At 43.6% G+C, this 13,273-nt stretch carries 11 protein-coding genes; 10 read left to right on the forward strand and 1 reads right to left on the reverse strand.

All coding sequences use genetic code 11. From position 1 onward, the window contains the following. Positions 1-10: 10 nt before the first annotated feature. Positions 11-646, reverse strand: coding sequence for a C40 family peptidase (locus AAGR14_RS11490; RefSeq protein WP_342644357.1), 636 nt, complete (start codon positions 644-646; stop codon positions 11-13). A 152-nt stretch (positions 647-798) separates the two neighbouring features. Here AAGR14_RS11490 and AAGR14_RS11495 point away from each other — a divergent pair, with 152 nt between their 5' ends. The 10 genes from AAGR14_RS11495 to AAGR14_RS11540 all read left to right on the forward strand — a co-directional run bounded on the left by AAGR14_RS11495 (position 799) and on the right by AAGR14_RS11540 (position 13,273). Continuing rightward, on the forward strand, positions 799-1,788 hold the full coding sequence (locus AAGR14_RS11495; RefSeq protein WP_342644358.1) for an SDR family oxidoreductase: 990 nt from the start codon (positions 799-801) through the stop codon (positions 1,786-1,788). A 268-nt stretch (positions 1,789-2,056) separates the two neighbouring features. Then, positions 2,057-2,683, forward strand: a complete 627-nt coding sequence (locus AAGR14_RS11500; protein ID WP_342644359.1) for a sigma-70 family RNA polymerase sigma factor — start codon at positions 2,057-2,059, stop codon at positions 2,681-2,683. A 1-nt stretch (position 2,684) separates the two neighbouring features. Beyond that, a complete protein-coding gene (locus tag AAGR14_RS11505; RefSeq protein WP_342644360.1) occupies positions 2,685-3,914 on the forward strand; it encodes a hypothetical protein in 1,230 nt (409 codons plus the stop codon). A gap of 4 nt (positions 3,915-3,918) precedes the next feature. Beyond that, positions 3,919-4,473, forward strand: coding sequence for a YceI family protein (locus AAGR14_RS11510; protein ID WP_342644361.1), 555 nt, complete (start codon positions 3,919-3,921; stop codon positions 4,471-4,473). A gap of 2 nt (positions 4,474-4,475) precedes the next feature. Beyond that, the gene (locus AAGR14_RS11515; protein WP_342644362.1) at positions 4,476-5,429 is read left to right on the forward strand and encodes a DUF5777 family beta-barrel protein; all 954 of its coding nucleotides are present in this window, start codon (positions 4,476-4,478) and stop codon (positions 5,427-5,429) included. A gap of 17 nt (positions 5,430-5,446) precedes the next feature. Then, positions 5,447-5,893, forward strand: a complete 447-nt coding sequence (locus AAGR14_RS11520; protein WP_342644363.1) for a Rieske 2Fe-2S domain-containing protein — start codon at positions 5,447-5,449, stop codon at positions 5,891-5,893. A gap of 180 nt (positions 5,894-6,073) precedes the next feature. After that, positions 6,074-6,886, forward strand: coding sequence for a serine acetyltransferase (locus AAGR14_RS11525; RefSeq protein WP_342644364.1), 813 nt, complete (start codon positions 6,074-6,076; stop codon positions 6,884-6,886). Between the two features lie 13 nt (positions 6,887-6,899). Further along, a complete protein-coding gene (cysM, locus tag AAGR14_RS11530; protein ID WP_342644365.1) occupies positions 6,900-7,772 on the forward strand; it encodes a cysteine synthase CysM in 873 nt (290 codons plus the stop codon). A gap of 492 nt (positions 7,773-8,264) precedes the next feature. After that, a complete protein-coding gene (locus AAGR14_RS11535; protein ID WP_342644366.1) occupies positions 8,265-10,118 on the forward strand; it encodes a glycoside hydrolase family 13 protein in 1,854 nt (617 codons plus the stop codon). A gap of 152 nt (positions 10,119-10,270) precedes the next feature. Further along, complete coding sequence (locus AAGR14_RS11540) at positions 10,271-13,273, forward strand: SusC/RagA family TonB-linked outer membrane protein (RefSeq protein ID WP_342644367.1); 3,003 nt, start codon at positions 10,271-10,273, stop codon at positions 13,271-13,273.

The following is a 13,273-nucleotide window of genomic DNA, read 5'->3' on the forward strand; positions in this document are numbered from 1 at the left end:
CGGCTTTTTTTTAAAACACACGGACTATATCTAATAAGCGGGTTTTAAAATAGCTGTAACTTAACTTACCTGTGGTTACCGCACAGGTTTGCCCTGACGATGCATGAACAAATTCAATATCTTTACCGACTGAAGTAACGATTCCCATATGCCCGGGTTTCCTTAATGAAACGTCAGAACCCGTAAAAAGTACGATATCGCCTGGCTTTGCCTCTTCAATGGATATCTTCTTTTCTGCATTTTTAAAATCCACAGTACGCCGGGGTACAGCAATGTTAAAAAAATTAAACACCGCTGTCACTAAGCCAGAACAATCTAAACCTATAGCTGGGTCGGTAGAGCCGTACACATAGGGTGTACCTTTTAAACTTAAGGCATAGGCTACAAACGCATCTGGAGTTACTGTGGTAGTATTAAAATGGTATACGGTATCCACGCCATTAATTAAAGTGTCAGTTTTAACAAGCATTGTCCGCACAGAGGACGTTGCCATAAATGCGGAGGAATTACCCAACCTCTGATTAACACTATTACTGACTATAGACTGTGCTGTTTGTTGAAAAGTATTGTAAGCTGTTTGGGCATGGGTAGTGATTGACAACCCCGCGAACATTCCTACAACCATAAATAATAATTTTCCCTTCATTCCAACCGTTTGCAAATTGATTATAGCGTATTACTCTTTTATAAGACTTTATTACGGCGCCATCCACAAATAGTTACCTTTTTAAATTAACTCCTGCTAATCAATGCGCCGGGGCGCACAAAACACTTGTATTAAAAAACCGTTGTTAAAGCATGAGTATTAGTAATAGGTCAGTTACCGGAAAAACAATTGTGATTACCGGAGCTTCAAGTGGTGCCGGTCGTGCGGCAGCCCTGGAGTTTGCACCATATAAGCCTTACCTTGTAATAGCTGCACGTAACAAAAATTCGTTAAATGAACTGGCTGAAGAATGCACCGCTTTGGGTGCAAAAGTACTGGTGGTACAAACAGATGTTACCGATCCAAAAGCAGTCATCAACCTGGCTAATCAAGCACAGGATTGGCAGGGCCAGTTAGACGTTTGGATTAATAATGCCGGTGTGCTGGCTGCTGGAGATTTTGACAAGACTCCGATGGAGGTACATCAGCAAATCATAGAAACCAACTTGCTGGGTTACATGAACGGAGCTCACGCGGTATTGCCCATCTTTAAAAGTCAGCAACACGGTGTAATTATTAACAATATTTCTATAGGTGGTTATTTACCGGTACCTTATGGCGCTGGTTATACAGCAAGTAAGTTTGGGCTAAGAGGCTTTTCGGAAGCGTTAAAAGCAGAACTTACCGCTTGGCCTCAAATTTATGTTTGTGATTTATTTCCGGCATTTTTAGATACACCCGGTATTTATCATTCGGGTAATTACACGGGCAAAGTGCTTAAGCCGGCACCGCCTGTTTATGACCCTAAACGACTGGCGCAAGCCATGCTCAAGGTGGTTGAAAATCCGGGCAACCATGCTAACACTTATGTAGGCAGTGCATCCTTGCTGTTAAAATTTTCGCATGCATTATTCCCCGAGTTAACAACGAAGCTTACCGGTTTGGTAATGCGCAGATATTTTAATGTAGCCGACGACTTACCGGCTACCAATGGCAATTTATTTAATACCGTTAAATATGGCATGAGCACGCATGGCGGCTTCGGTACATCAGGTAAGCCCAAAGCCCATCGCAAGTATTTGGCGGCTGCTTTGTTGGCAGGTTTGGCCACCAGTGCTTTAGTAGTTGGACTGAAAAAATAATCTTACAGATTAATTATTTTGAAGAAGCCGGCTCTGTAGCCGGCTTTTTTGTTAAGTGGTTTTTATTATCTGTTTTATTCCTTTTTCCATACATCATCTTCAGGCGTCTTCTTGTGTTTTTATTAATGCTTGTTAAAAGCATTATCTTTAGCAAACTCAGTCATCAAAAAAATATTAAAAATATTTCGGCTACAAGGCAACCTTTTGCTTTTACGCTGCGTGATGACTACAGATAAGGATAATTATTAACTAAGCAGAAGCCCGGCCAATGGGAGAAGCAGAACTACATCAACTGATTACTGGCTGTTTAAACAATAACAGGAAAGATCAGAAAGTGCTATACAAGGCATTTTATGGATTTGCTATGGGCATCTGTTTGCGTTATGCAGGTAATCGTTATGAGGCGGCCGAGATTATGAATCAGGGCTTTTTAAAAGTTTATAACAATCTGCATCGTTATGACGAAGCAAGGCCTTTTATGGCCTGGCTGGGACGCATCATGATGAATACAGCCATCGACTATCACCGGCGTAACGTTAAGTGGGCGGAGTACAATGATATAGACGAAGCGCTGGATATCAGCAACAGTGATTATGCCGACAGTAAATTAAATTATGATGAGCTGCTGGGGATGATACAACGCCTGCCCAACTCCTATCGTACGGTGTTTAACCTATACGCTATTGAGGGATATACACACGACGAAATTGGTGATTTGCTGGGTATTAGCGTTGGTACATCCAAATCTAACCTGTTTAAAGCGAGAGAAAAACTAAAACAAATGATATTAAAAACCGACCAGTTGCCCAAACCCGACATGGGCAACGGTTATGGTCCGGTCTCTATTAGTGCGGTAAGTGTGGGTATATCCTTTCTTATCAACTTTATATTTTAAAATGAAACGGCTCAACGAAAATAAAATAGACAAACTTTTTAAGGACGGTGTATCCGACCCTAAAGACGATGGTTTGTTTAACGAAGCCGATTGGGAGAGCATGGAAAAAATGCTGGATAAAAAATCCGGCAAAAAAGCGGTGCTATTCAGGATAATGTATTACACATCGGGTATTGCAGCGCTGCTTTTATTAGTTTATGCATTATTCTGGCTGCCAAAAAAGGAATCCGAAACTAAAGTAAAACAAAACATAGCCAAACACAACGAAACACTAAAGCAGGATAACGGCCAATCTGTGCAGCCGGGCAAAGTTCCCGCTGTGGAGCTTGCTGCATCGAGCCACTACCGCGGCCGGGTTAATCAGGTTCCGGTTGCAGCAGGCAAATCGTTCTTTTCCTTATCTGCTGCGCAGAAAGGCCGTTATATTGTTAACAAAGTATCTCCGCAAAAAGAAATAAAATCGCTGCCCAACGATACTGCGACCAGCCTTTTGGCATCAGCTAACATACAATCGCAAATTGATAGTAGCGCCCTTACAGCAAATCAGGTATTGGTAGACAGCAGTCAATTAACCGAAAAACCGAAACAGCCACGGCCGGCCAAAATAACAAGGCTTAAAAGCCTTAGCGGCTTTAAACCGGTGCTTACTTTGGCATTGGTGGGCTCCCCCGACGTGAATGGTGTAAGTTCGGTAAGCGGTGGCAAGGTGGGCGCCAATGTGGGTGTGCAGCTATCACTGCAGCTTTTGCCAAAATTGAGCATAACCACCGGTATGGCTTATGCAGTTAAACGCTACAGTGCTACCGCCGGCCAGTACGAGTCTAATTTTAATTCGTCAAGGCCTATTACCTACATCGATGCCAATTGTAAGGTTCTTGATGTTCCGGTAAACGTGAATTACCAGTTGTATAAAAAAGGAAGTAACGCATTGCAATTAGGGACCGGACTATCTTCTTATTGGATGCTTCGGGAAAACTATGAGTTTGAATATGCTAATAATTCGCCGAGCTTTTACCTTAATGTAGCTAACGAAAACAAGCATATACTGAGCGTTTTAAATTTAAATGTTACCTATCAGCACCGCTTAACTAATGGCATCAGCGCTATTGTTCAGCCGTATTACAAAATACCGCTAACGGGTATTGGTAATGGTCGCGTCAACTTGCAGTCGGCGGGCGTAGCATTTGGTGTAGGTTGGAACATGAACCAGTTATTCAGAAAACCCAAGTAAAACTATGAAATACCTTGCCTTTATTTTGCTGGTGTGGTTCAAGACGAATCAGACCAGTCAGGAAACCTATGTCTGTAAAAATGCAAAAATCAGTATCTATTCAAAGGCTCCTTTAGAAGATATTGATGCCGTATCGACCAAGGGAACATCAGTATTAAACGCCGGTACCGGCGATGTAGCTTTTAGCATTCCGATCAAATCTTTAACATTTGAAAAATCGCTGATGCAGGAGCATTTTAACGAAAATTACATGGAAAGCGACAAGTATCCTAACGCAACTTTTAAAGGGAAAATTCAGGAAAAAGTCGACGTTAGTAAAAATGGCGTTTACCCGGTTACGGCTACTGGTGTGCTTGAGGTACATGGCGTTAAGCAAAACAGAACTATTCCGGGTAAAATCATCGTGAACAGTGGTGTGGTAAGTTTGGCTACAGACTTTAATGTGCAATGCAAAGACCACCAGATAGATATACCGCAACTGGTGTTTAAAAAGATTGCCGAAACCATCCAGGTCAAGGTATCGGCCACTTACACTTCTTACAAAAAGCCAAACTCCTAATCATGAAATTTTATCAAAAAGCAGTGTTCCTGGCAGCGTTTATTTTGCCGGGGGTCACGGGGTATGCCCAAAATAAATCGGCTCGCGACACATCAGCAACCGATTCTCTGCTAAACAGCCTTTCGGCTGATGAAAAAGCCGATCCGGTGTTAGCCACTTTTAAGTCGACCCGGTTAATTTTGACCGAAACTACCGAAACCATCAAAAAGAACAACCTGAACTTTTTGGTTGTCCATAGGTTTGGCGATATTGCTGGTGCCGACGGCGGCGGAAAGACCCTTTGGGGATTGGATAACTCCTCAGATATCTATATCGGCTTTGAGTATGGCCTCACCAACAATCTTGATATTGATTTTGGCCGAAGCAAATATGAACAATTGCTGGAGCTGGGGTTAAAATACGCCTTATTGCGGCAAACTTCGGATGATAAAATACCTTTTGCCTTAACCGTAGTTGGTAAAACAGGCCTGAAGCCGTACTCGGTTACTACCAATGTGTATGATGATTACACCAACCGGCTCAATTATTTTGTGCAGGCTATATTTGCGCGCAAATTTTCATCGCGCTTATCATTGCAGGTAGCGCCTTCTTTTTTGCGCAACAATCTGCCATACCCTTACATCGCCGGTAACGAAAAAAATATTTTTTCGCTAAGTGCTGCCGGAAGGCTTAAAATAACCAAACGCATGGGTATTGTGGTAGATTATGCCCATCCGTTCTCTTCGTTTCGCGACAAAAGCAACAGTCCGAAGTTTTATGATCCGTCGGCGGTCGGCATTGAAATGGAAACGGGCGGTCACGTATTTACACTTAACCTTAGTAATGCGCAGGCTATTTCGCCTATCAATTACCTAGCCGATACCGAATCAAAATGGACCAAAGGGCAATACCGCATCGGCTTTACCATCACCCGCGTATTTGATTTAAACCATAAACATAAAGGCACCTATAAATAAACTGTAAAACCAATATCATGGAACGTAAAGAATTTATTTCGAAGCTGGGTATTAGCCTGGCCGCTATTTGTGCTGGGTGCGGCATTGCATCCTGCGGTAGTAACCCTAAAGCCGAAGACCCGGCTCCAACACCCGGAGGTGGTACAGGCGGCAATAGCAATGCGTTGGTAAGCGCCAATTTAGATTCGGAATTAAAAAATGTAGGCGAATTTAAGATTAGCAATGGTGTGATACTCGTTAGGCTGGCCACAGGTAATACGGCTAATGCCTTTACCGCAGTTCAGGTAGCTTGCACACATCAGGGGACTTCTATTAATTACAATAGCTCACAGGGTAAGTTTATTTGCCCAAACCATGGCAGCCAGTTTAGCACTAATGGTGCGGTATTGCTTGGGCCGGCAACAACGGCTTTAAAAGGTTATACTGTAAATATTTCCGGTAGCTCACTTAATGTAACGGCTTAAGTTTATAGCGTAACTGTTAATGCATGAGCGAGCTTTTTGTATGCTCGCTCATGCATTATTTTGAGCCTATTTCATTCTCGGCCTTGCCTTAATAAAAGTAATTACTCCCGGCAGACTGTAAAATCCAATTAAATTCTTTAATTCTGCATTTTTATTTGGGTGCTGCCCAAACGGTGAGTTATGGATGAAGATTTTTACAGCCATTTATTTGAAAAACAAGGTAAGGCGTTAAACATACCGCCCAACAGTCAAATTGCCAAATGGGCAATGGCTGTTGTACATCTGCTATTTCCGGAACAATCTAAAAGGCATTTTAAATCCGTTGATGATTTGAAAACGGCCTTTACCGAGCTTGAACAAGAATTGGCCATTATCCTCCAATTTAACGACGCGAACCATCATAACAGTAGTGCCGACATCGCGGCTGCCTTTTTTGCGCAGGTGCCTGATTTGTACCGCATATTAAATACTGATATCAAAGCCATTTACGAAGGCGACCCGGCTGCTTTTAGCGAGTTTGAGGTTATTAGGAGTTATCCGGGATTATTTGCCATTTCGCTTTACCGCATAGCCCACCAGCTTTGCAGGCTTGGTGTGCCGCTTATTCCGCGTATACTAACGGAATATGCCCATTCAAAAACCGGTATTGATATTCACCCGTCGGCCAAAATTGGCGAGTATTTCCACATTGACCACGGCACCGGTGTAGTAATTGGCGAAAGCTGTACTATCGGCAACCATGTAAAAATATATCAGGGCGTTACCCTCGGCGCCTTAAGTGTGCGCAAAAGTATGGCCGGCACTAAACGGCATCCTACCGTGCAAGACCGGGTGGTTATATATTCAGGCGCCACTATATTAGGCGGCGAAACCATTATTGGGCACGACAGTGTTATTGGCGGAAACGTATGGTTAACCGACAGTGTAGCCCCGCATTCAACCGTTTATCATACCCCCATGATTTCGGTGCAAAACATTATCAGCAAATCTTAGCTTTATAATTACTATGGCTGGCATTATTGATTTAGTAGGCAACACGCCCCTGGTAGAGCTGCAAAAGCTTAACCCTAACCCCAACGTACGCATATTTGCGAAGCTGGAAGGCAACAACCCCGGCGGCAGCGTTAAAGACCGCGCTGCACTGAACATGATACGCAGTGGCATGGAACGGGGCGAAATTAAAAAAGGTATGCGCCTGATTGAGGCCACCAGTGGTAATACAGGTATTGCCTTAGCTATGATGGCCCGCTTGTTTGACCTGGATATTGAATTGGTTATGCCATCTACGTCTACCCGGGAACGAACGCTGACTATGGAAGCATTTGGAGCGAAGGTTACCCTGCTTGACAATATGGAAACTTGCCGCGATTATGCTGAAGAAAAAGGCGCATCAGGCGAATACTTTTTACTGAACCAGTTTGCTAATACCGATAATTACATGGCCCACTACAAAACCACCGGGCCCGAAATTTGGCGCGACACGCACGGGGGTATCACTCACTTTGTAAGTTCTATGGGTACCACGGGTACTATCATGGGTTGTTCGCGGTATTTAAAAGAAGTGAATAGCAATATACAGATCGTAGGCTGCCAACCAACAGAAGGCTCTTCTATACCAGGAATACGCCGCTGGCCGGAGGCTTACCTACCCAAAATTTTTGACCCCAAACGCGTAGACCGCGTAGTTGATACCTCTGAGGAAGAAGCCACTGCAATGACCCGTCAACTGGCACGTACCGAAGCTATATTTGCCGGCATGAGCAGCGGAGGCGCTTGCTCGGCCGCAATAAAAATTGCCCATGAAATTACCCAAGGTACTATTGTATTTATTGCCTGCGACCGTGGCGACCGTTACTTGAGCAGTCCGCTATTTGGCTAAGTAGGTTGATTAATTCAACTCTGTTTGATTGCCTGATCACAGTAGATAATGACTGCTGTATTCAGGCATTTTTTTTTGCATTAATTAAACTGCCCACTTCATTAACACTTTCAATACATAATCAGCAGGTCGCCAGGGTAAACGTTGCTTTGATAGCCATTTAAACGTGGTAAATAGCTTTAAATAAGCCTAATTCTGTGTTAAATTTTCTGTCGTTTATTTTTATATAAAGTACTGTATTCCAATAATTTGATGTTTAAAAAAGTTAAATAATTTTAAATTATCAGTAAAGAAACTGCAAATACCTCTGCTCTTCATTTACTTTGTACCATGCTAAAAATATAGGCTAAGCTTTTAGTTTATAGTATTTACAGCAACCAATTTAAACTTGATAAAATTTTTTGACTGATGCCAAACGGCTACCTACAGAGGGTTTGCCCGTTGCGCTGTTAAATACATTTTACCCAGTTTTATTTTACACCAGTAAACCGAATGAGAAAAATATTACTTACTGTTTTTGCTGTATTGGCCATCGCCGTTCAATTAATGGCAGCGGAGATTAGTCGCGTTGAGCCAGCCAACTGGTGGACCGGCATGAAAAATACTACGCTTCAAATTATGGTGTATGGCAAAAATATTGGTACCCTCGCCCCATCATTTACTTATCCTGGCGTATCACTTAAAGAGGTAGCCAAAACGGATAATCCAAACTATCTTTTTGTTTATCTCAACATTAATGCAAGTGCTAAACCTGGTATTTTACATCTGCAGTTTAAAAAAGGCAACGAGGTTTTAACGCACGCCTTCCCTTTGTTGGCTCGTAACAACCATAGCGGAGCAGCCGGTTTTAACCAGTCGGATGTGATGTATCTGATTACGCCCGACCGTTTTGCCAATGGCAATGCCGGCAACGATGCCTTAGATGGCGTACAGGTAAACCGCGAGGACCCTAACGCCAGGCACGGCGGTGACTTAGACGGCATTGCTCAACACCTGGAATATATTAAAAATTTAGGTGTTACTACCGTTTGGCTAAACCCGGTTCAGGAAAATAAAATGCCCGGTGGTTCTTATCATGGTTATGCCATTACCAATTTTTATAACATCGACCCACGGTTTGGCAGCAATGAGCAATTTAAAAACCTGACAGCAGAAATGCACGGCAAAGGCATGAAGGTGGTGATGGATATGATTTTTAACCATTGCGGCAGCTCACACCCCTGGATGAAAGATTTGCCGGCCAAAGACTGGGTTAATAACAATTCGGGCGAATATGTGCAAACCAATCATGCTAAATATACTTTGATGGACCCACACGCGGCCGCATCAGATCGTAATACATTAATCTACGGCTGGTTTGTACCCGAAATGCCGGACCTCAACCAACGTAACCGTCACCTGGCAACTTACTTAATTCAAAACAGTATCTGGTGGATCGAGTATTCGCGCATTGATGGTATTCGTCAGGATACCTACCCCTACCCGGATTATGATTTTATGGCCCGCTGGTGTAAAGAGGTACAAGCTGAGTATCCAAATTTCAATATTGTTGGCGAATCGTGGTATGGCCGGTCGTCGGCATCGGCTTGGTGGCAAACCGGATCGGTACTCAACAGAAAGGCCGACACCCATTTAAAAACGGTAATGGATTTTCCATTAACCTTTATAGCCAATACCGCTTTTGATTATACTGACCGCGACCGTTTTGGCGAGGATAGTCCGCTGTTTCGTTTATACGAAGAAATTTCCCAGGATTTTATGTTCGCCGACCAGAGCAACATCCTGACGTTTTTGGATAACCACGACCTGGACCGTTTTGCCCGTGCCGACGACCCAGATCTGCGCCGTTATAAACAAGCCCTAGCGTTTTTATTAACTACCCGAGGCATACCACAAATTTATTACGGCACCGAAATTTTGATGGACGGCAAAAAAGCCAAAAGCGATGGCTATGTACGCACCGATTTTCCGGGTGGCTGGGCCGGCGATAAAACTGATGCTTTTACCGTTAAAGGCCGTACCGAAAAACAAAATGAGGCTTGGCAGTACCTGCAAAAATTACTGCAATGGCGCAAAGGCAATGAGGCCGTTACACAAGGCAAACTGCTTCACTTTGTGCCCGATGGTACCGGCGTTTATGTGTACGCACGTATCAAAAACAATAAAACGGTGCTGGTAATGCTTAACGGCACCAACTCGGCCCGCGAGGTATCCATGACGCGCTTTTTAGAAGTGACCAATGGCTTTACGCAGGGCACTGATGTAATTACAGGCAAAAGGCTACCAGTAAACCAAGCCATCACTGTACCGGCAAAAGGCCAGTACATATTAGAGCTAACCAAATAATAAATTATGAAATAAAATTACCCACCAACAAAAACCAGCTTTTAAACCAAATTTCACGACCAAGACGCAACTGGCTGCAAAACCTCCGGTTGCTTGTATTTAACCAATTGTTCCACAAACTATCTAAGCTTTTACAGCAAAACTAAAGTTGTATGAGAAAAAACTATCTAAAAAAGTATGTGCTTGTTTGCATGCTGCTCATCATATCGGCAGTGGCTTTTGCCCAAACAGGCAGCATTACCGGTAAAGTGCTCGATGAAAAAGGCGAAGCTTTACCCGGTGTAAGTGTAAGCATTGTAGGTACCACACAAGGTACCACCGCCGATGCCAATGGTGTTTATCGTATTAATAATGTGTCGCCGGGCAGCTATACTGTATCTGCTGTTTTTATTGGCTACACCCCACTCAGAAAATCGGTGACCGTAACAGCAGGTACGCCAGCTACGGCCGATTTTCAATTAGCTCCCGAAAACAAGGCACTTACCGAGGTAGTTGTTATCGGTTACGGTACACAAAGCCGCAAAGATGTAACCGGTTCTATTAGCACCGTATCTTCTAAAGACTTTCAGAAAGGTACCACCACTACCCCAGCCGAGTTGATACAAGGTAAAATTGCAGGTGTGTCGGTTACGACTAATAGCGGTCAGCCGGGTGCCGGCGCTACTATCCGTATCCGTCAGGGTGCGTCGCTTAACTCAAGCAATGACCCATTGATTGTGATTGACGGTGTGCCGTTAAGCAACAATGCTATCTCGGGCGCAGCCAATCCGCTTACGATGATAAACCCAGATGACATCGAAACTTTTACCGTGTTAAAAGATGCTGCATCAACTGCTATCTATGGTTCGCGTGCGTCAAACGGTGTTATTTTAATTACTACTAAAAAAGGTGCCGCCGGTACGCCGCAGTTCAGCTTTTCAACTAAAAACGCTATCGGAACTTTACGCAATAAAGTTGATGTGTTAACGGCTGATGAAGTGCGCACGTATGTTAAAAACTACGATGCAGCTAACGGAACCAACCGCTCAAGCTACTTAGGTAACGCCAATACCGACTGGCAAAAAGAAATTTTCCAGAACGCATTGACTACCGATAATAACTTTAGCGTAGCAGGAACCACTCACAAAATGCCTTACCGCGTTTCTGTTGGCTACCTCGACCAAACCGGTTTGTTAAAAACCGACCGCTTGCAACGTACTACCGGTTCGTTACGTTTAAGCCCAAAATTTTTTAATGACGACCTGAAATTAGACCTTAACTTAAATGGCGCTTACACCCATAGCCGTTTTGCAAATCAGGATGCTATAGGCGCAGCTTTAAGCTTTGACCCTACACAGAACGTTTACAGTGCCAACAGTCCGTTTAATGGTTACACCGAATGGTACACAACCGCAGCTAACGGTACGGTAACACTTAATCCTAACGCAACACGCAACCCGGTTGCTGTACTTAAAGACAGGCTGAATGGTGGCGACACGTACCGCAGCTTCGGTAATTTAACTGCCGACTACCGCTTTCCGTTTTTAAGAGCGTTACGTGCCAACTTGAACCTGGGTTACGATTTATCTAAGGGTGGTGGCGATACCTTTATAGCAGCTAACGCAGCTCAGGCTTACGCTACGCAGGGATCAAGTTTCCAGTATCACCAAAAAAATTATAATACCACCGGCGAGTTTTATTTAAACTTTGCTCAGGACGTTAAATCGATCAAAAGCAACATTAACGCTACTGCAGGTTACGGTTATTACGATTTTCGTACCGTTACCCGCAACTACGCCCGCTACAATGCAGCAGGTGGTTTAATTGATGGCACAACACCAGTGTTTGCTTATGACGTACCACAGTACACGTTACAATCGTTCTACGGTCGTTTAATTTACACCTTCGATACCAAGTACATCTTAACCGGATCTATCCGTACAGACGGTTCTTCTAAATTTTCACCAGATAAGCGCTGGGGGGTGTTTCCTTCTGCCGCCTTTACCTGGCGCATAAAAGATGAAAGCTTTTTGAAGGATTCAAGAACACTGTCTGACTTAAAATTACGTGCAAGTTTTGGTGTAACCGGTCAGCAAGATGGTATACCCTACTACAGCTATTTGCCTACTTATTTCCTGAGTACTAATGACTCACGTTACCAGTTTGGCAACCAGTTTTACTCCCTGTATGCACCGTCGGCTTATGATGCAAACCTGAAATGGGAAACCACTCAGGCTACCAACATTGGTTTCGACTTTGGTTTCTTTAACCAGCGCTTAACGGGTACTATTGACGCCTACTACAAAAATACTAAGGACCTTCTATCATCTGTTTACGTAGCAGCGGGTACTAACTTTACCAACCTCATTACCACTAACGTTGGTAACATGGTAAACCGCGGTATTGAATTGAGTTTAAATGGCACGCCTGTTAAAACTAAAGACATTACCTGGACCTTGAACTACAACGTATCTTACAATTACAATAAAATCACCAACCTGTCGGCTACCGGTAACAATAACATCATTGGCAACACTACCGGCGGCATTTCGGGTGGTACAGGTACAACTATCCAGATTCAGACTCCAGGATATTCTGCAAACAGCTTTTATGTGTACCAACAGGTGTATGATACCAATACCGGCAAGCCTTTGCAAGGTGTGTTTGTTGACCGTAACAAGGACGGTGTGATTAATGCCAGCGATATGTATCGTTACAAATCACCTTTCCCTAAATATGTGATGGGTTTCAGCACACAGTTCAACTACAAAAAATGGACTTTGAGCTCGGTACTACGTGCTAATATTGGCAATTACATTTACAACAACGTAGCCTCAACCTTAGGTACTCAAAACACGCTGATTAGCACCGCAGGTAACTTTAACAACAACGCCAGCCGCGATCTGTTAAACACGGGCTTTACCAACAGCAGCTACTTAACCGATTACTATGTTAAGAATGCCTCATTCTTACGTATGGATAACGCCGGCATTGCTTACAGCTTTGGTAACATATTCCGTGGCAGCAGGGCAAGATTGAATGTTGGTGCCAACGTACAGAATGTATTTGTAGTGACCAAGTATGACGGTGTAGACCCTGAGATTTACGGTGGTATTGATAACCGCTTCTATCCGAGGCCAAGAACCTATACTTTAAGCTTGAACCTTGGCTTTTAA

It is taken from the genome of Mucilaginibacter sp. CSA2-8R (assembly GCF_038806765.1).
In the GTDB taxonomy this organism is placed as follows: Bacteria; Bacteroidota; Bacteroidia; order Sphingobacteriales; family Sphingobacteriaceae; genus Mucilaginibacter.